The organism is Streptomyces sp. NPDC004721, assembly GCF_053601495.1.
Map to the genome: position 1 here is coordinate 38,440 of NZ_JBSGBZ010000041.1, position 18,750 is coordinate 57,189.

The following is an 18,750-nucleotide window of genomic DNA, read 5'->3' on the forward strand; positions in this document are numbered from 1 at the left end:
CCCGGGGGCCGGCCCCCGGGATTCAGCCGGCGATCATTCTCCGGTGGTCAGCAGCGCTCGCCCGAGTTGCGCGAACACCCCCTTCGGATGGGCGCGGAACAGCGGCTGGGTGCCGAACAGCACGACCTGGGAGCCCTGCGCGGACGTACCGCTGACGACCGAGGCGCGGCCCGCCGCGTCCAGGGGGCCGCCCGAGCCGTTCTTCAGGGCCCGCCAGTGGCCGGAGACCAGCGGATTGCCGCTGCCGTACGACTGGTCGGCGCGTACGCCCGCGCCCAGACCGGTGAACCACAGCGGGGAGTAGACGAAGCTGTGCCCGGAGGCGCCGCCGGTGACCGGGCCGCCCGCGTTCACCACCCGCACCACGCCGTTGGCGTCGCCGTGGCCCTCTACCGCCGTGGCGGCGAGAAGCCCAGCGTCGGCGTTGAAGGATGCGCCCGTCGAGCCGAGGCCGACCACGCCACCGCCGCCCTTCAGGAAGCCGTCGAGTGCGGCGCGCGCCGCCGGGTCGAGAGCCTTGTACGACAGTCCGGTGGACACGTACAGGACATCGGCCGCGGACCAGTCGAAGCCCGCGTTGAGCACGGCCGTCGAGACCGGCACCACGTCGAAGCCCATCTCGCGCAGCGAGAACAGCTCGCCGGGCGTCACCGCCGCGGCGACCCGGGTGCGGTGCAGATCCGCCGTGCCGCGCTGCTCCGTCGCCCGGAAGGCGACGCCGTACCGGTCGGCGAGCACCCGTGCCTGCGCGCGCGCCGAGCCGGGCACGATCGCCGTCCCGTCGTCCGTACGGCGCACCCGGACGCCCTGCGCCAGCAGGGAGTTGACCGCCGTCAGCTCCTTCGGGTCGTCGAGCCGCAGCGCCAGGTCTCCGTGCGGCGCGACTTGGCCGGTCGGCGCCGCCGCATGGACCGTACGTCCCCCGACACGCAGCCGGCCGTCCTCGACCCGGTCCACCGTCGCACCCCAGAGCAGCCCGAGGCTCCAGCCCGAGATGTCGTACATCGCGGACACGTCCGCGCTGATGTCCCGGCCGTCGGCCAGGATCACATTGGCCAGACCGCGCTTGGGCTGGTGCATGTCGACGACGTACGAGCCGGCCGGATACATCCGTCCGTTCAGCCGGAAGCCCTCGTCCGCCCGTACGACCTGCACGTCATTGGCGGCCAGATGGTCCACCAGCCGGGCCGCGGCCGTCGCGGACCTCTGTCCGCTTCCGACCGGAATCACATACGCCTGGGGGAACTCGGCGGTGTAGACGTCCTCGGGGCCGATGCCCGGCACACCCGGAACGGTCTCCTCCGACACCGGCCTCTGTGCCTCGCCTGCCGTGCCGCGCCGGAAAATCTCGATCTGGTCGGCGATCACCGAGGCGCGGTGGTCCAGTGCGTAGTCGAGCGTGGCCCGCATCGCGGCGCCCGCGATGGCGGTGTTGATTGTCGACCTGCGTCGCAGCTCGGCGACCGGCTGGGTGTCGTAGTCCTGCCCGTTGACCCGCATCGGGAACTCGACGGTGTGGGCCGCGACCGTGCCGTGGAACGGCATGTACTGCGGGGTGAAGATCGGCGGCCAGTCGTCCCAGCCCTCCTGCTGGTCGCGGAAGGGGATGATGGCGGGCTGCACGCCGTCCTTCTGCGGGGTGTAGCCGAGGCCGTTGATGGCGGCCTCCATCCCCAGCGCGTTGGCATAGGAATTCTTGAGGAAGAGGTCGTATTCGTAGTTCTCGCCGTGCGGCGGGGTGGTCGGCTCGATCAGGGTGCCGTTGACGTATCCGTGCAGGTCGAGCATCATCACGGGCTGTTTGTCGATGGCGATCTGCCGGATGGCGCGGGATTCGGGCTGGCTGCCGGTGATGAAGTCCCGGTTGAGGTCGAAGCCGTTGGCGTTGGCGCGGGTGCCGGCGATCCTGCCGTCCGGGTTGGCCGTGACGTTGAGGTGGATACGGCTCTTCGACAGCAGCTCGGTGGTACGGGCGTCGTCCGCCGTGGCCAGCCGCTCGATGAGCTTCAGCGCGGCGTCGGTGCCCTCCCACTCGTTGCCGTGGATGTTGTTGTTGATGAACAACGGCGCCTTGTAAGCCGACTTGATCTTCCGGTCCTTGGCGGCGGCCGCGGGAGAGTGCTCGATGCGTTCTCGCATCCGCTCCTGGTCACGGGCCTGCGCCGCGGTCTCCGGCGCGGTGACCGTCACCAGATAAAGCTCGTGCCCGCCCGCCGAACGCCCCGCCACCTCGACGCTGACCCGGTCGCTCAGCTTCTGAAGCTCGTTCAGCTTCGGCGCGATGGCGTGATATGGCGTCAGGCCCAGCTTGACCGACTTGTCGGCCGGGTTCACCGGGGGCGGGACGAGCACGGTGTGGCGCGGATAGCCGGTGTCGTGGCGCAGGGCCGGCGTCGGCGCGCCGAGCGCGCGACTGGCCGCGGCGGCCGAAGCGACGGCAACGGCGGTGTCCCGACCGCCGCCTTCACGTACGGGGGGCTGTGGCTTCCGGGGAGCGGCGGTCGCCGGCGGCGGTGCGAGCAGCAGCGCGCCGGCCAGGGCCGCGGTGGCGATCAGAACGGGTCTGGGTATTCCCATACGTTTCATACCTCCGGTTGATCGGAAGTGATCGGAACGCAGGTCTACCGGTCAATTTCGTACTCCACAAGAGGGCCTGCTGTGACACATGCGCCCCATAAGGCGGTTGGAAGCTCCGATCGTGAGTCGCACCACGGGGGTGCTCCGTCCGCGGCGCCGGCCGGAGGCGGCTGCGGCGGCGGAGGCCCGCGGTGGCGCGGGCTCACACGCTCCCCCGACCCCTCCGAGAGCGACGGGGTTGGCCGGCCTGGCGCAGGCGTATGCGTCGGACGCGGCCCGGCCGGCGGATGCCGTACGGGCCCTCAGCCGTCCTCGAGCCGGTAGCCGTGCCCGCGCGGGGCGGTGATCAGCGGCAGCCGGACCGGGCGTGGAGAGGAGTCCGCCGCTGTGGCGAGCGGCGCAGGCCGGCCATCGCGTCCCGCCGAAGACGCGTACCTCGCCGGGGAGGTGCCTATGGATGCGGTGAAATCGCGGGTGAAGTGTGCTTGGTCGGCATAGCCCAGTTCGGCGGCGAGAGCGGACCAGTCCTGCGGGTCGGTGGCCGCACGTGCGGCGGCTTCCTGCATACGGGCTCGCTGGATCACCCACTTGGGTCCGATACCGACGTATTCGGCGAACAGCCTCTGCAGTTGGCGCACGTTCATGTCGGCGATCGCGGCCAGTTGGGACACCCGTAGAACAGCAGGGTCGGTGCTGATCGTTTCGACCAGCTTGGCCGCCTTGTCGATGGCAGGGTCGGGTGTGGGCCGGAAGTCGCGCAGGAGCGTGGCTGCGAGGTGGAGCGCAGTGGGCACGCAGGGTTCGCTGATGATGGCGTCTGCTGCTGCCCGCGCTGCCGGGCCGAAGATCTCTTCGATGTCCAGGACTCGGTCGGTGAGGGTGGAGAGCGGTGCGGTGAGGAAGGGGCGGAAGCCGCCGGGTCGGAATCGCAGGCCGAGTGCCCGGCCGGTGCCAGAGATCTCTCGGGTGAACGTGTCGCTGACGATGCCTGTGATGTGGGCCTGTCCGCCGGTGGTGAAGGTGAGGTGGACCACCGGGTGAGTGAGGACTTGCTGCCGGTGTGGTTCGGTCAGGTCCCAGTGGAGGATCCAGTACCCGTCCACGAATGGGGTCAGATCCGCCGGGGCCGGCTCGTGGTCGAGTCGGAACCGCTCAGCCGCGGTGTGCGGGTCGAGGATGGCCCGCTGTCGCGTTTGTTCAATACCCGTCATCGTCGTCCTGTCTACCGTGCCTGACGGCAAGCGGGGAAGGGATGACGTGGAGACGAGATCTGTGATGGCCCGAGCCTCCAAATCGGCGGTGGACATCGTCCGAGGGATCGGGCCGGACGCGTTCGACGGGCGCACACCGTGTCCGGAGTTGAAGGTCGGTGCACTTCTGAATCACCTGATCTTCTTCACCGGCGTGCGGGGGCACGCCGCGGGACTGAAGCAGTCCCCGCAGGCTCCGAATGAAGTGGCGGAGGGGCATGACTTCACCGCGGAGCCGGATTGGGCCGAGGCGTATGCCGCCCGGTCGGCGGCGACCGCCGCCGTCTGGAGCGCTCCGGAGGCATGGGCCGGCGAGACGGCGCTGACCGGGAGCGGGCGGATGCCGGCCCGCTTCATCGGGGGGATCGTGCTGGGCGAGTGGCTGCTGCACGGCTGGGACCTGGCGGTGGCCACCGGGCAGAAGCTGAACGTGGACGACGCAGTCGCGGCAGCGCTGTACGAGGACATCGCCGGCAAGGCCGTGATGGCCAGGCAGTACGGGGTGTTCGGCCCTGAGGTCAGCGTGCCGCCGACCGCGCCGCTGTTTGACCGCGCTCTGGGACTGGCGGGCCGTGACCCGTCATGGAAACGCCCGCCTGACCGCATGTGAAGGGGCGCAAGCAGCCCCCTGCATCGCAACCCACGTTCCCGGCTGTGGGTAGGGCGCAGCGGCCGGCAGTGACTGGGACGTCCTCGTCGAGCACAGCGAGGCCCTGCATCTCGGCGAGAGTCAACCCGTGGGGTTCCGCCGCTGGCGAAGACAGAGCGGCGGCCCCGCTGTGGACGGCGCGCGCCCGCGCCGCACGCGAGCGTCAGCCCAGTGCTGGAGGGGCGGTGCCGCTCGGACTGGCCGGGCACCTGCTCGACGAACGTCTTGCGAAAACTGCGGGCTTGTTGCACGGTCCACTGCCCGGTCGGGTGCGCGGTCACACCAGCGATGTGCAGGCGGCGCGTGCCGTGCTCGAGGAAGACCAGCGCGTAGACACGGCGAAGGTCGACCGGGTCGATGTGCGGGAAGTCGCAATGCGATGAGGCCCTCCGCTTGCGCGGTCAGGGGACCTGGCCTCCGTCGGTGCGCGCGGGACGGTCAGCCGAGTGACGGGACGGGCAGTGATGCAGACGGTGGCGGCTTCCCAGGCAGGCTGATCAAGCCGCGGCGGCCCTGGCGATCCCTCGGCCAGGTCGAGCCGGCCACCACAGAATGGACCGACGGGTACAACCACACCCGGCTCCACGGTGAGATAGGGCACATCCCGCCCGCCGAATACGAAGCCAACCAGCACCACGAAAGCCCAGGTCACAACCAACATCTGAGATCTCTGCCAAACCCGGAGCGGTTCACGGATCATTTTGTTAGGCGTTCTAACATTATTAGCAGGCCCCACGACAGGGTGCCCACTGTGCACGGCCTCCCCCATCGCTTCGGATCGAGGCCGCGGCGTCCGCCCACGCTGACGCCCGCCCAAACTCGTCTCCGACAGGAGGAGGACCGTATGCCCGAAGCCGCAGACACGTCCCGCCGTGGGGGCGAGCCGCCGAAGGCCCCGATCGAACGCCGCCACCTCGGCGGCACCGAACGGCGGCGCCACGGTCAGGAGGCCGAGAACCGTCCTCCTGTCTCCAGCCAGGAGCTCAGCAAGGCCCCCGCGGAACTCATCGAGGAGCCCGGCCCCAGGGTTAACTGGCGCGTCTTCGTCATCGCCTCGGTCATCATCGTCGCCTTCTCCCTCTGGGCCATGCTCGTGCCCGCGCACGCCGCCGGCACCATGCAGACCATGGTGGCCTGGATCGCGGAGAACCTCGGCTGGTTCTACGTCCTGACCGTCACCGTGGTGATCGTGTTCGTCCTCTGGGTCGCGCTGTCAAAGGAGGGCTCCGTCCGGCTCGGCCCCGACCACTCCCGGCCGCAGTACAAGCTCTTCACCTGGGTGGCCATGCTGTTCGCCGCCGGTGTGGGCATCGACATGCTCTTCTACTCCGTCACCGGGCCCATCACCCAGTACATGGCTCCGCCGGCGGGCGAGGGCCAGACGGGCGCGGCCGCCCAGGACGCCGTGGTCTGGACCATGTTCCACTACGGCGTGGCCGGCTGGTCCATGTACTCGCTGCTCGGCATGGCCATGGGCTACTTCGCCTACCGCTGGGGCATGCCGCTGTCCATCCGAGCCGCCCTGTACCCCCTGCTCGGCAAGCGCGTCCGCGGCGGGATCGGCGACACCATCGACATCGTCACCCTGGTCGGCACCGTCTTCGGCGTCGCCACCTCCATGGGCATCGGCGTCGTGCTGCTGGACGTCGGCTTCGCCTCGCTGTTCGGCCTCCAGGCAGGCCTGTCCCTGCAGATCGCGCTGGTGGTCGTGGCCGTGATCATGACCATCGCCGCGTGCACCTCGGGCGTGAACAAGGGGATCCGGCTGATCTCCGAGCTGAACATCTGGAGCGCGGCGGCCATGCTGCTCTACATCCTGGTGACCGGAAAGTCGGCGTTCCTGCTCAACGCGCTGGTGGAAAACATCGGCCGGTTCATCTTCTCGCTGCCGGACCGAACCCTGCAGACCTTCGCCTACCAGGAGGGGGGCTCCAAGTGGATGGCCGGCTGGACCCTGTTCTTCTGGGCGTTCTGGCTGGCCTGGGGCCCGTTCGTGGGCCTGTTCCTCGCCCGCATCTCCCGCGGCCGGACGCTGCGCGAGTTCGTCATCGCCGCCATCACCGCCCCAGTTCTCTGCGACTTCCTGATCGTGAGCATCTTCGGCAACAGCGCCATGTACCAGGTCCTGCACGGGAACACGAAGTTCGCCCAGCTGGCCATGCACAGCCCGGAGGAGGGCTGGTTCGCGCTGCTGAAGATGTTCCCCGGCGCCAGCTTCCTGATCGGTCTCGGCACGCTGTCCGGATTGCTGTTCTACCTCACCAGCGCCAACTCCGGCGCCATGGTGATGTCCAACTTCTCCTCCTCGATCCCCAACCCGTCGCAGGACGGGGCGAAGTGGCTGCGCATCTTCTGGGCAGTGCTCACCGCGGTACTGACCATCGCGATGCTGGTGGCCGGCGGGGTCACCACCATGGAGTACGCGACGCTCATTTTCGCCCTGCCGGTGACGGTCATCGCCTGGCTGGTGATGGCCTCCTTCTCCAAGGTCCTGCGCATGGAGCGGGCCGAGCGCGAGGGCCAGGTCCTGCGCCGCCAGTCGACGGCCGCGCACGGCGGCCACGTGCCCGAGCGCACCTGGCGCCAGCGGCTGGAGCGGATGCGCTCCTACCCCTCGAAGAAGCAGGTGGCCCAGTTCATGGAGCGCACCGTGCAGCCGGCGCTGGCCGACGTGGCCCCCGAATTCGCGAAGCAGGGCTACCAGGCCACGCTGGACCTGATCCCGAACGAGCACACCGGCATCTCCAGCCACGCGCTGGTGGTCACGATCCCCGAGCACCGCGACTTCCACTACCAGGTGCAGGCCGTCGAGGCCCCGGTGCCGATGTTCGGCGGACGCGTGTCCCGCCAGACGGACGTCTACTACCGGGTCGAGGTGTTCACCCAGACCGGCTCCGAGGGCTACGACCTCATGGGCCTGTCCCACCAGCAGGTGATCGACGACGTCCTGGACCGCTACGAGGCGCACCTGGGCTTCCTCGCCTACTCCGCCGAGCACGACTACGCCTCGGTGCTCACGCCGTCGATCGTGACCACCTCGGGCGCCATCTCGGTGGCGGAGCCCGCGGAGTCGCAAGACGACACCGGTGCGGATACAGCAGGCATCGGGCCGAAGCCGTAGACGCCGTTCCACCAGACGCCGGTGCCCGCGCCAACCGCTTCAGGGTCCCACCGCTTCACCACGCCACCACTCCCCAGCGCCAGCACTCAGAAACGCGGGCGTGGACGCTGGGCCAGGAGCGGGTCAACCAAACGCTACCCAGGCCCGTCCACGTCGCCGCGGCCCGTTCTTGGTCAGGAAAAGGCCACCGACATCGCCTGGGACGGCTACCCCATCGGGACATGTGCCAAGAACCAGGGGGCGGCGGCCCGCAGGATCGTGGACGTTGACGGGGCCTGCCGCTCGCTCATCGGTGCGGGTCACGCCAGTCGACGTCACGGGACGGTGGCGGCAGGAGGGTCTCGATCTTTGTGCGGACCTCGCGCATGACGGCGACGATGCGGTGTTCGTGTTCGTCGGTGAGGCGGAAGGTCGGCACCGAGCAGCTGATGGCGTCGGTGGCAGGGGTGTCGTACCGCAGGGCGAAGCCGAAGCCGGTGATGCCGGTGACGGTTTCCTCGTGGTCGATGGAGTAGCCACGTTCCCGCACCTCGGCCAGGTCGGCCAGCAGTGACGTCCGGGTGGTGAGCGTGTTCGGGGTGGAGGCCGGCAACGGGTCTTCGGGTAGCGGGAGTTCGTCGTCCGGGCGCTCGGCGAGCAGGGCCTTGCCCAGGGCGCCGACGTGTGCGGGGACCCGGCGGCCGACCCTGCTGATCGTCCGCAGGTACTCGTGGGATTCCCTGGTCGCCAGGTAGACGACATCCGCGCCGTCCAGCCGGGCCAGGTGGATGGTTTCACCCAGGGCGTCCGACGCCTCGTCGAGATAAGGGCGGACCAGGCGGACGCGCTTGTCGCTGTCCAGGTAGCTGGTGCCGGTCAGCAGCGCCCGGATGCCGATGCCGTACAGGGATCCGGTGGTGTCGGTGCGGACCCAGCCGTGCTCGACGAGGGTCTGGAGCAGTGCGTACATACTGCTGCGGGGAACGCCCAGTTCCTCGGAAAGCTCGCGCAGCCGCGCCGGGCGGTCACCCCTCGCGGCCAGCAGTTCCAGCAGTGCGACGGTTCGGACCGCTGACTTCACTTCGGGTACGCCCCCACTCTGCGCCATGTCGCGATCCTAAGCCCGTCGGTGCAGAGCCCTTGACCTCAACTGTCCATGTACCTAGCCTCCGTCTTCATACATAGACGCCGTCTTCATTTGAAGACGCTTTCTAGTGGGGTGGATATGAGGGAGATCGCGGACGTCGTGCGGCGTCTCGGTGAGGGGATGGGGCAGGGTGTGCTGTCCTTCCCCCTGACGAGTTTTCAGCGCAACGGCGACCTGGATCCCGGCGCCTACCGTGCCTACCTCGAACGGCAACTCGCGGCCGGCCCAGGCGCGGTCTTCCCCGCCTGCGGGACGGGTGAGTTCACAGCCCTGGACGAGGACGAGTACCGCACGGTCATCACCGTCGCGGTCGACGTGGCACGCGGACGCCTTCCGGTCGTCGCGGGCATCGGTTACGGCTGGGCCCAGGCACTGCGGTTTGCGCGGATCGCGGAGGACGCGGGCGCGGATGCCGCGCTCGTCCTCCCGCACTATCTGATCCAGGCACCCCAGGACGGCCTCGTAGAGCAGCTGCGCAGGATCGCCGACGGCACCCGGTTGCCCCTGATCGCCTACCAGCGCGACCAGGTCGCCTTCACCGCCGACAGCCTGCGCGACATCGCCCGGATCCCGACCGTCATCGGCCTGAAGGACGGTCACAGCGACCTCGACCGCCTGCAGCGACTCACCCTGGCCGCGCCCGACGACTTCCTCTTCTTCAACGGCGCCGCCACGGCCGAGGTCCAGGCCCGTGCGTACGCCGGTATGGGCGTGCGCGCCTATTCGTCGGCCGTCCACGCCTTCGCCCCGGAAATCGCACGCGCCTTCTTCGAGGCCTTTCACAAGAACGATTCGGACCGGATGGACGAGTTGCTGCGCGGCTTCTACGTCCCGCTCGTCGAACTGCGCGACCGCAGGCCCGGTTACGCCGTCTCGCTGGTCAAGGCGGCGGCCCGGCTGCGCGGACTGCCCGTGGGCCCCGTACGCGCCCCGCTCACCGACCCCGGCCCGGACGACCTCGCCGCCCTCCGCGATCTCCTGGACAACGGTCTGGACCTGGTCGGCGCCGAGCACTGACCCCGGGCGGAAGCCCAACAGCCGGAAGACAGCCGACAGCACAGTTCAAAGGAGAACTGATTCATGCCACTTGTCGTCGTCGGGATCAGCGTTCTGGTCCTGCTCTTCCTCATGACGAAGCTCAGACTGAACGGCTTCGCCTCCCTCCTCCTCGTGGCCGTCGGCGTTGCCCTGGTGCGAGGGATCCCGGTCGCGGACATCCCGGACATCCTCTCCGAGGGCATCGGCGGCCAGATCGGCGACACGATGCTCACCATCGGGCTCGGCGCGATGGTCGGCCGTGTCATGGGGGACTCGGGCGCCGCCCAGCGCATAGCGACCAAACTGCTCGCCGTCTGCGGTCCGCGCTGGGTGCAGGTAGCCATGGTGCTGACGGCCATGCTCATCGGCGTCACGATGTTCTACGAGGTCGCCTTCGTCATCATCGTGCCCGTCGCCTTCACGCTCGTGCGGGTCACCCGCTCGAACCTGCTCTGGGTCGGACTGCCGATGTCCATCGCGCTGTCCACCATGCACAGCTTCCTGCCCCCGCACCCGGGCCCGACCGCGGTGGCCGCGACCTTCCACGCCTCGGTCGGACTGACCTTGTTCTACGGCCTGTTCATCGCCGTCCCGGCCGGCGCGCTCATCGCCCTGGTATGGCCGAGGCTGCCGTTCGTCCGGGCGATGAACCCGTCCGTGCCCACGGGCCTGGTGAGCGACCGCACCTTCGAAGAGGAGGAGATGCCGAGCACCGCCTGGTCGCTGTCGGTCGCCCTCCTGCCCGTGGTGCTGATCGCGGGCGCGGCGGTGACCGACATGGTCACCTCTGCGGACACCGCGATGATGCACTTCATCAACTTCGTCGGCTCGGCGCCGATCGCGCTGCTGCTGACACTGCTCGTCGCGGTCTGGGCCTTCGGACCGCGCATCGGCCGGAGCCTGGAGGAGGTCAGTGCCTCGTGCCGGGGAGCGGCGCAGGCGATGGCGATGATCCTGCTGGTGATCGGGGCCGGCGGCGCCTTCAAACAGGTCCTCGTGGACGGCGGGATCTCGGACTACATCAAGCAGGCGACCTCGGGCTGGTCCGTCTCGCCGATCATCCTGGCCTGGCTCATCGCCGTGATCCTCAGGGTGGCGCTCGGCTCGGCGACGGTCGCCGTCGTCACGGCGTCCGGTGTCGCGCTGCCGCTGGTCGCGGGCAGCGGGATCCACGCCGAAATCATGGTGCTCGCCGTCTCCTGCGGCTCGATCGCCTTCTCGCACGTCAACGACCCGGGCTTCTGGATGTTCAAGGAGTACTTCAACCTGTCGGTCATCGACGCGATCAAGGTCCGTACCACCTACACGACCGTCCTCGCGATCCTCGGCCTGGGCGGCGTCCTGGCCATGGAACGTGTCCTGGACGTCCTCAATCTGTGAGTGGACGCCCTCACCCGTGAGCGGGCGCCGCGGCACTCCACGAGCGGCGCCCCGCCCGCGCGGCAGTTTCCCCCACGCCCAACCACCTAGCAACGAAGGATTCACCACATGAGCCAGCCTGTCGTCACCCGCTTCTCCGTGTACCCGGTGGCAGGCCGTGACTCCATGCTGCTGAACCTCTCCGGCGCGCACGCCCCGTACTTCACCCGTAACGTCCTCGTCCTCGAGGACTCGGACGGCCGGACGGGACTGGGCGAGGTTCCGGGCGGTGAGGAGATCACCCGGACGCTGCGTGAAGCCGAGTGCCTCGTCGTCGGCGCACGGCTGGGCGACTACAAACGCGTCCTGCGGTCCGTGAGGGAGAGATTCGGCGGACGTGACGATCACGGACGGGGCGAGCAGACCTTCGACCTGCGCACCGCCGTGCATGTCGTCACGGCCGTCGAATCGGCGCTGCTGGACCTGCTGGGCAGGCATCTGGAGGTCCCCGTCGCCGCGCTGCTCGGCGACGGCCGGCAGCGCGACTCCGTACGGGTCCTGGGCTACCTCTTCTACGTCGGCGACCCCGATCGGACCGATCTGGACTACGTCCGTGAAGAGGGCTCCGACGTGGAGTGGTACCGGATCCGCCGCCAGGAGGCGCTGACTCCGGAGGCGATCGTCCGGCAGGCCGAGGCGACGTACGCGCGCTACGGCTTTTGCGACTTCAAGCTCAAGGGCGGCGTCCTGCCGGGCGTTGAGGAGGTCAAGGCGGTACAGGCACTGAAGGAACGCTTCCCCGACGCGCGGATCACTCTCGACCCCAACGGGGCCTGGTCCCTGCGCGAAGCCGTCGAGCTGTGCAGGCCACTGGCCGGCACGCTCACCTACGCCGAGGATCCCTGCGGAGCCGAGGGCGGCTACTCGGGCCGGGAGATCCTCGCGGAATTCCGCCGGGCCACCGGACTGCCCACCGCGACCAACATGATCGCGACCGACTGGCGCCAGCTCACCCACGCACTGGCGCTGCGGTCGGTCGACATCCCTCTCGCGGACCCTCACTTCTGGACCATGCAGGGGTCGGTGCGGGTGGCCCAGCTGTGCCACGACACAGGCATGACCTGGGGGTGCCACTCCAACAACCACTTCGACATCTCACTCGCCATGATGGCGCACTGCGGAGCCGCCGTCCCCGGTGACTACAACGCGCTGGACACTCACTGGATCTGGCAGGAGGGCCTGGAACGCCTCACGGTCCGGCCCCCGCAGATCACCGACGGGGAGATCGCTGTCGATGACACACCCGGACTCGGTATCGAGCTCGACGTGGACAGACTGCTCGCCGCCCACGAGCTCTACCTGGAGAAGCGGCTGTCGGGCCGTGACGACGCCGCCGGGATGCGCTACCTGGTAAAGGACTGGGCCTTCGACAGCAAACGCCCCTGCCTGGTGCGGTGACGAACTCTCCACTTTCGACGTTTCGTTGGTCATCGCGTGGGTCGCTCGGGCGGGTGATGTGGCGTCACCCGACCGCGCTGGCTGGTGCCAACAGAGAGGCATCGGCGGTGGTTTGCGTCTCCTCCGGGGAGGGGTCCTGCCCTTGCCGGAAATCGCGCCTGTGCAAGCCATGGGCAACGAGGTGGGCGGTGGCGTCCTCGAAGTCGATGCCGGGAGCTTGGATGACTCCGTCGGAGTACAGGGCGAGCACGGCCCCGGGTGGTAGGGGGATGTGAATCTCCGGGTAGTCGGCGTCGGGGTCGATGCCGAGCAGCAGGCGCAGCGTCACGCGGTCCTGTCCCTCGTCGAACGCGGAGGCGTCTGCAGAGAGATCGTGCTGATCGACCGCAACACCGCCCGCGCCGTCGGACCGGGTGTTTTCGACCGGGACCCCCATCGACAGTTTGCGATTCGCAGTTAGCGGCCGGTTCAAGGAACGCCACGCACTCCACAGCTCGTCAGCACCCGCAAGCCGGCCTTCTCCGCACCACGTTCCGGGACCGCAGCGCCGACGGGTTGACAGGTAGCGGTCGCCTCAGCGACGGCTCGCTGGAAGTGCCTTCACTTGACTTCCTCCCCGGGCTGAAGCCCGGGGATTCCCCTACGAGGGGGTTCGGCCGGTCGCCCGGCTTACGGGTTCCTGCTTCACGGACCGGCTGGTGCCAAGGTCTCCACAGGCTGAGACCGCATGTCCTGCGGCCTTGATGTTCTTCGCGGCGTTCACGTCGGCATGGTCGCGGTGTCCGCAGCCTGCGGCTTTGCACCGGAAGACCGCTTGGCTCTCGCGGTTTCCTTCCGTGACGAAGCCGCAGGCGGAGCACCGCTGCGACGTGTACGCGGGGTTGACCTTCACCACGCGCGTGCCCGTGCACCGGGCGGCATTGGTAAGGGCAAGTTCGAGGCGGTGCCACCCCTTGTCCAGGATGGCCCGGTTGAGCCCGGCCTTCTGACGCACGCTCCGGCCGGGCTCGGCCACGGTGCCACACGCGCTGGCGGACATGTTCTTGATCCGCAGGTCTTCGAGGACCACCAGGGCGTTCTTCGCGACGATCCGGGCGGCAATCTGCGCGCAGAAGTCCCCACGCCGGTCCGACACCCGGGACATGATGCGACCCATGGCCGTGATCGTCTTGTGCCGGTTCGCGCTGCCGCGCTTCGACCGGGCGAGGCGCTGTTGCAGACGCCGGTACCGGCCGGTCTCGCCGGCCGTGATGAACGGCCGGCCGTAAAAGTCGCCGTCCGAGGTGACGACGGCGGTCTTGACCCCCCGGTCGATGCCCACAGCGGTACCGGGCATGGCGTGCTGCGCGGGAGTGGCGGCCTGGTCGTCCACGAGGAACGACACAAACCACCGGCCGCCCTTGCGGGACACGGTCGCGGAACGGATCTCACCACCGAGGGGGCGGGACCAGCGAAAGCGGACCCAGCCCAGCTTCGGCAGCCTGACCCGGCCCCACTTGCGCCCCAGCCGCTCCACGCTGATCTGCTGGGCGTCGGGGAACCGGAACGACGGCGACCAACGTGCCTTCGACCGCCACCGCACCTGGAACGTGCCGTGATCCCGGCAGGCCCGGTCCAAATCCTTGAGCGTCTGCTGCAACGCGTGCGACGGTGCCGCCTTCAACCACGGATGCTCACACTTGGCGTCGGCCAACTCGGCGCACTGCGGCGCGTAGTTCATCCACGCCCCGCGCCGCCGGTATTCCCGACGCTGCTCCAGCGCTGTATTCCACACCGACCGGCAGATAGCGCCGAACTCCTCGCACATCGCCTCTTGTTCAGGCGACAGGTCGAGCAGGTAGCGGCGACCGGACAGCATGAGAACACCCCCCTTCAACTGGTGCGATCAACATAGTGCACACCACTGACAACGCAGAGAACTCCGCCGCTACGCGGCTACGCGCCAAGGATGAGCTAACCCCATCCTGAAGAACGGGGCTAGCGCTCAAGAGATCCGGTCAGCCGCCGAGCCAGGCTAGGGCAGCCACCGTCATGGCGCTGACGCCGGTGTCCAGGGTCGGTTGGACGACGGGGGCGAAGGCAGGGCTGTGGTTGACCGGGACGTCCTGGGCGATGGTGCCCTTCTTGGCGGCCTCGGCATACAGGCCGGCGTCGATGCCTCCGATGCCCCAATAGGTGAACGGCGCGCCGAACGCTTTGGGGATCTCGCTCATGTCCTCGCTGGCGGTCTGCAGGTCGATGGTGTGTGCGTCGTCGCCGAAGTGGGCGGCGAACGCCTCGGCGACGCGCCGGGTCGCTTCCTCGTCGTTGACGGTGGGCGGGAAGGCGGCCGTTCGCTCGATCTCGGGTGCCTTCGGCGACCCGGACGCCTCGCTCTCGGTCCGGACGATGCGCTCGATCGCCTTCAGGACCTGGCTGCGCGTGGCATCGTCGTAGGTACGGACGTTGAGCTCGACGACGGCGCTGTCGGGGATGACGTTGGGACCGGTGCCGGCGTGGATACTGCCCACGGTGACGACGGCGGGGGTGGTGGCGGCGAGTTCCCGGGAGACGATGGTCTGCAGGCGCACGACGATCATGGCGGCCATCACCACGGGGTCGACCGCGGCCTGGGGCATGGAGCCGTGCGCTCCTCGGCCGTGGACAGTGATGCGCAGGCTGTCCGCGGCCGACAGGAACGATCCCGGACGGGTGCCGACGTAGCCCGCCGGATAGGGCAGGACGTGCTGGGCGAGTACCACGTCGGGCCGGGGCGCCCTTGCCGTGAGACTGTCGTCGATCATGGCACGGGCGCCGTCGCCGTTCTCCTCCGAGGGCTGGAAGAGCGCCACGAAGGTACCGCGCCAGGCGTCCGTGGCCTGCGCCATCAGCTGTGCGCAGCCGATCAGAGCGGTCACGTGCACATCGTGCCCGCAGGCGTGCATGACCGGCTGCTCGGTGCCGTCGGGACCTGTCAGGGTCACGGTGGAGGCGTAGGGCAGACCGGTCTGCTCGCGTACCGGGAGGGCGTCCATGTCCGCGCGGGCCATGACGGTGGGTCCGTCGCCGTTGGCCAGCACGCCGATCACGCCCGTGCCCCCGATGCCGTCGGTGACCTCGTACCCGAGATCCCGCAGAGCGTCGGACGCCTTCTTCGCCGTGCGGTGCTCCCGCAGGCCGAGTTCGGGATGCCTGTGCAGATCCCGGTAAAGGTCCTCAAGATCGGAGCGGATACCGGTGAGGCCGGACAGCACTGCGCGGTTTCGGTCGGTCACGACGTCTCCTTGCGCGGGTGGGACTGCTCTTCTTTCCCGTTTCGGGCGGCAGTGCCGGTGCCGTGCCGCCGCGTCGCGGCCATCCTGGACCGGGGCTGCCAGTCCAGGCTGTTGGGCAGGTTCCAGCCGAGCCGCACAGCAGTGAGCCGGAAGGCCAGGGCCAGTGTGATGCCCAGGCCGGCGCCGATCGCCGGCACGCCGAGGTACACGCAGATCACCGTGACTCCGGCGACCGCGACGGCGACGGTGGCGTACAGACCGTTGCCCCCGAAGACAGCCGGCACCCGGCCGAGGACGACATCGCGCAGGGCGCCGCCGCCGACGGCGGTCACGGTGCCCAGGAGGATGGCCGGAAGCCATCCCAGCCCCACGGCGAGCGTCTTGTTGACCCCGGTGACCGCCCAGAATCCGAGGACGGCGGCGTCGAGGGCGGTGAAAAGCCGGGTCCAGGACGCCTCGCTGATCTTGATGAGGAAGACCACCACGGAACCGGCGACGGCGGTCGGCAGGTAGGCGTAGTCGGTCAGCGCGACCGGTGTGCCGTGCTGCAGCAGCACGTCCCTGATCATGCCTCCGCCCAGACCGGAGATGATGCCCACCACCAGGAACCCGAACAGGTCCAGGCCGACCGTGCGGGCCACGGCGCCCCCCAGCAGCGCGCACGAGAAGACACCGGCAAGGTCGAGATAGCGCGTCGCGACCGCGATTCCGGCCGGGATCAGGGAAGCCGACATCACACACACGGTGGACACGATGACGAGCCTAGTGACTCGGTGTCTCCACGGCACGGGCAGACGGCCAGGGACAGTGACGTTCCGCGACGACACCCGGCCGCAGGTCGGATCGCCTGCGGTCACGGCCGCGTGGGCGCAGAAGGCATGGGTGGGTGCGGGATCGGATGTCCGCGGAGCACGCGGGCCGGGGTGGTGCATGGCGACACAGCGGCCGGTCCACCGCGGACCGGATCGGCCGGCCGGCCGGATCCGGCATGGCGGACCGCTGCTTGGCCGGCGGCCGGGACGACGCGCCCGGGAGCGCGAAGGTCCGGACGCCGGCCAGGCGGAAAGGCGAGGCCGGACGCCGGGGGTCCGGCGGTCCCCCGGTCGGCGTCGGGCTCGTCAGGAGCCGCTGCGCCGGTCTCCGCCTTCGTTGCGCGCAGAGCCCGATCGCGTCGCGTCCGGCGCTGTGACCGTCGTGAACGGCAGCACGAGCCGGGAGGGGTGTGCGGCGTCGCGGTAGATCTTGTGGGTGACGGGGCGGCCCACCGGCAGGTGGAAGGCGTCCGGCGGCAGCAGCGCGTTGTGCGCGTCGGCCAGCGGCTCGTCGTTGGAGAGCTCCACGACCAGCTTGTGGCCCGGCAGGAACGTCGCCGCGAACGGGTAGACGCGCAGCACGTACTCCTCGATCTTCCCCGGCTCGACCGGCACCGCGCGGGTGTGCGGGTGGTAGGGGTCGCCCTCGGTGGTGCGCCCCTCGTCGAGCTCACGGTGGGAGGCCTTGAGGTAGGCGGTCGTGATGAGCTGTCGCTTGCCGCCCGCGGCCTCGTCCCACATGCGCAGGATGAAGTTGGTGTCGGGCTGGTCGATCTCCGCGAAGAGGTGCGCCGCGCCCTGGCCGATCATCTCGGTGGGCTCGGTGAACGGCTCGGTGCTCCAGCTGAGCATCTCCACCTTGTCGGTGACCGTGAGCGGCGCCTGGTAGAAGCCGTCGGGGACGGCGTGCTCGGCGCCCATGGGCTCGGGCTCGAAGGAGAGCTTGTGGCGCGGGCGGAGGTAGAGCGGCTTGTGCTCCACGTCCTTCGGCGGCCACTGGGCCCCGGTGACGTACTGGCGTGAGCCCTCGACGTGCACGGTGACGGCGGGCTCGTCCATGATCCCGTTGTCGATGCCCTTGATCCAGTAGTCGTACCAGCGGAACATCTTGTCGTGCTCTTCGATGAAGGGGCGCGACTGCATGGGCGGGTACGGGCCGATGTCCAGCTTCTTGGGGCCCTTGAGGCGGTTGAAGACCTCGATGGTGCCGTCCATCGTCCAGCCGCGGCCCTGATCGATCTGGAGCCAGACCGGGATGTCGATGTTCGGCGCCAGGGTGACGGGGTTGCGCTCCTCGTACCACTCGCCGTCGACCTCGTTCATCACGATGTCGAACCAGGCCTCGTGGTTCTTCGGGTAGTTCAGCACGTGGACCAGGTTGGGCCAGGCGGCCACGTCCGGGTCCTGCAGGCGCTTGGCGACCCGCTTCTTGATCTCTTCGGGCGAGCAGGTCTCGAGCATGCGGGACTTGACGCCGTCGGTGAAGGCCCAGCCGGAGTCGCCGCCGCGCCCTTCACGGGCGGCGCGCGGCATGAACCACATGACGCCGCCGTGGTAGGTGGTCTCGTAGAAGTCGTAGTGGCCGCCGCTGACGAAGATGGCCTTGAGGCTCGGCGGACGCTCGGCCGCCGCCAGCACCTGCATCGAGCCGAAGTAGGAGATGCCGATCATGCCGACGTTGCCGTCGCACCACGGCTGCGCGGCGACCCACTCGATGAAGTCGTACGCGTCCTGGCCGAGCGAGACGCCACCGGCGTTGTAGTTGCCGATGTGCTCGCCCTCGGAGGCGCCGGAGCCGCGCAGGTCGCCGATGACGTGGACGTAGCCCTCCTGGACGACGCGCGCGATGTCGCCGGCCTCGATGCAGCCGTCCCACATGGGGCTCGGCCGGCGCTGCGGCGGGGTCGTCAGGGCCAGGGCCTGGAGCTCCTTGCCGTACGGGCTCAGGGCCACCAGCGCGGGCCGCGGTGTGTCGTCCACACCGCTGTACGCGTCGGCCACCAGCGTGACGCCGTCGCGCATCGGCACCTGGAGATCCTTGCGGACGGCGATCGACTGCTCGCCCGCGCGGATCGTGTGAAGGTCAGTCATGGGTGTGAAGCTCCT

The 18,750-nt window shown here is 69.2% G+C and carries 13 protein-coding genes and 1 pseudogene; 5 read left to right on the plus strand and 9 right to left on the minus strand.

The annotated features are described in order from the left end of the window. Positions 1-33: 33 nt before the first annotated feature. Together ACWEK3_RS30105 and ACWEK3_RS30110 are read right to left on the minus strand one after the other, a co-directional pair. Positions 34-2,577, minus strand: a complete 2,544-nt coding sequence (locus tag ACWEK3_RS30105) for a M14 family zinc carboxypeptidase (protein ID WP_453251031.1) — start codon at positions 2,575-2,577, stop codon at positions 34-36. Between the two features lie 302 nt (positions 2,578-2,879). Continuing rightward, positions 2,880-3,788, minus strand: coding sequence for a DUF6597 domain-containing transcriptional factor (locus tag ACWEK3_RS30110; protein ID WP_450543615.1), 909 nt, complete (start codon positions 3,786-3,788; stop codon positions 2,880-2,882). A 64-nt stretch (positions 3,789-3,852) separates the two neighbouring features. Here ACWEK3_RS30110 and ACWEK3_RS30115 point away from each other — a divergent pair, with 64 nt between their 5' ends. Continuing rightward, positions 3,853-4,437: a TIGR03086 family metal-binding protein gene (locus tag ACWEK3_RS30115; RefSeq protein ID WP_450543617.1), complete on the plus strand. Its 585-nt coding sequence runs from the start codon at positions 3,853-3,855 to the stop codon at positions 4,435-4,437. Between the two features lie 272 nt (positions 4,438-4,709). On the opposite strand, the pseudogene ACWEK3_RS30120 reads toward ACWEK3_RS30115, so the two are convergent. Continuing rightward, positions 4,710-4,881, minus strand: a pseudogene (locus ACWEK3_RS30120) (integrase core domain-containing protein); the annotation flags it as partial. A 439-nt stretch (positions 4,882-5,320) separates the two neighbouring features. Between ACWEK3_RS30120 and betT the strand changes: the two are divergent. After that, positions 5,321-7,597 (plus strand): choline BCCT transporter BetT, encoded by a 2,277-nt coding sequence (gene betT / locus ACWEK3_RS30125; RefSeq protein WP_453251032.1) that lies wholly within the window; start codon positions 5,321-5,323, stop codon positions 7,595-7,597. Between the two features lie 286 nt (positions 7,598-7,883). Here betT and ACWEK3_RS30130 read toward each other — a convergent pair whose 3' ends face one another. Beyond that, complete coding sequence (locus ACWEK3_RS30130; protein ID WP_453251033.1) at positions 7,884-8,684, minus strand: IclR family transcriptional regulator; 801 nt, start codon at positions 8,682-8,684, stop codon at positions 7,884-7,886. 117 nt (positions 8,685-8,801) lie between these two features. Between ACWEK3_RS30130 and ACWEK3_RS30135 the strand changes: the two genes are divergently transcribed. The 3 genes from ACWEK3_RS30135 (at position 8,802) to ACWEK3_RS30145 (ending at position 12,578) form a co-directional block, all read left to right on the plus strand. Beyond that, the gene (locus ACWEK3_RS30135) at positions 8,802-9,740 is read left to right on the plus strand and encodes a 5-dehydro-4-deoxyglucarate dehydratase (RefSeq protein ID WP_453251034.1); all 939 of its coding nucleotides are present in this window, start codon (positions 8,802-8,804) and stop codon (positions 9,738-9,740) included. 63 nt (positions 9,741-9,803) lie between these two features. Next, complete coding sequence (locus tag ACWEK3_RS30140; RefSeq protein WP_450543624.1) at positions 9,804-11,141, plus strand: gluconate:H+ symporter; 1,338 nt, start codon at positions 9,804-9,806, stop codon at positions 11,139-11,141. A gap of 108 nt (positions 11,142-11,249) precedes the next feature. Continuing rightward, complete coding sequence (locus ACWEK3_RS30145; protein ID WP_453251035.1) at positions 11,250-12,578, plus strand: enolase C-terminal domain-like protein; 1,329 nt, start codon at positions 11,250-11,252, stop codon at positions 12,576-12,578. 64 nt (positions 12,579-12,642) lie between these two features. Here ACWEK3_RS30145 and ACWEK3_RS30150 read toward each other — a convergent pair whose 3' ends face one another. The 5 genes from ACWEK3_RS30150 to ACWEK3_RS30170 all read right to left on the minus strand — a co-directional run bounded on the left by ACWEK3_RS30150 (position 12,643) and on the right by ACWEK3_RS30170 (position 18,735). After that, complete coding sequence (locus tag ACWEK3_RS30150) at positions 12,643-13,014, minus strand: SpoIIE family protein phosphatase (RefSeq protein WP_453251036.1); 372 nt, start codon at positions 13,012-13,014, stop codon at positions 12,643-12,645. Positions 13,015-13,218: 204 nt separating this feature from the next. Beyond that, positions 13,219-14,436: an RNA-guided endonuclease InsQ/TnpB family protein gene (locus tag ACWEK3_RS30155; RefSeq protein ID WP_453251037.1), complete on the minus strand. Its 1,218-nt coding sequence runs from the start codon at positions 14,434-14,436 to the stop codon at positions 13,219-13,221. Between the two features lie 139 nt (positions 14,437-14,575). After that, a complete protein-coding gene (locus ACWEK3_RS30160) occupies positions 14,576-15,832 on the minus strand; it encodes a M20 family metallopeptidase (RefSeq protein WP_453251038.1) in 1,257 nt (418 codons plus the stop codon). Next, complete coding sequence (locus ACWEK3_RS30165) at positions 15,829-16,566, minus strand: trimeric intracellular cation channel family protein (protein ID WP_376604501.1); 738 nt, start codon at positions 16,564-16,566, stop codon at positions 15,829-15,831. Before ACWEK3_RS30165 ends, ACWEK3_RS30160 begins: the two co-directional genes overlap by 4 nt. A 384-nt stretch (positions 16,567-16,950) precedes the next feature. Continuing rightward, the gene (locus tag ACWEK3_RS30170; protein ID WP_453251039.1) at positions 16,951-18,735 is read right to left on the minus strand and encodes a CocE/NonD family hydrolase; all 1,785 of its coding nucleotides are present in this window, start codon (positions 18,733-18,735) and stop codon (positions 16,951-16,953) included. Positions 18,736-18,750 lie beyond the last annotated feature (15 nt).

Bases quoted from the DNA above. Each gene is read 5' to 3' on its own strand.
- ACWEK3_RS30135 (WP_453251034.1), top strand. From the start codon at position 8,802: ATGAGGGAGATCGCGGACGTCGTGCGGCGTCTCGGTGAGGGGATGGGG.
- ACWEK3_RS30155 (WP_453251037.1), bottom strand. From the start codon at position 14,436: ATGCTGTCCGGTCGCCGCTACCTGCTCGACCTGTCGCCTGAACAAGAG.
- ACWEK3_RS30170 (WP_453251039.1), bottom strand. From the start codon at position 18,735: ATGACTGACCTTCACACGATCCGCGCGGGCGAGCAGTCGATCGCCGTC.
- ACWEK3_RS30165 (WP_376604501.1), bottom strand. From the start codon at position 16,566: ATGTCGGCTTCCCTGATCCCGGCCGGAATCGCGGTCGCGACGCGCTAT.
- ACWEK3_RS30145 (WP_453251035.1), top strand. From the start codon at position 11,250: ATGAGCCAGCCTGTCGTCACCCGCTTCTCCGTGTACCCGGTGGCAGGC.
- ACWEK3_RS30140 (WP_450543624.1), top strand. From the start codon at position 9,804: ATGCCACTTGTCGTCGTCGGGATCAGCGTTCTGGTCCTGCTCTTCCTC.
- ACWEK3_RS30115 (WP_450543617.1), top strand. From the start codon at position 3,853: ATGGCCCGAGCCTCCAAATCGGCGGTGGACATCGTCCGAGGGATCGGG.
- ACWEK3_RS30105 (WP_453251031.1), bottom strand. From the start codon at position 2,577: ATGGGAATACCCAGACCCGTTCTGATCGCCACCGCGGCCCTGGCCGGC.
- ACWEK3_RS30130 (WP_453251033.1), bottom strand. From the start codon at position 8,684: ATGGCGCAGAGTGGGGGCGTACCCGAAGTGAAGTCAGCGGTCCGAACC.
- betT (WP_453251032.1), top strand. From the start codon at position 5,321: ATGCCCGAAGCCGCAGACACGTCCCGCCGTGGGGGCGAGCCGCCGAAG.
- ACWEK3_RS30110 (WP_450543615.1), bottom strand. From the start codon at position 3,788: ATGACGGGTATTGAACAAACGCGACAGCGGGCCATCCTCGACCCGCAC.
- ACWEK3_RS30150 (WP_453251036.1), bottom strand. From the start codon at position 13,014: ATGGGGGTCCCGGTCGAAAACACCCGGTCCGACGGCGCGGGCGGTGTT.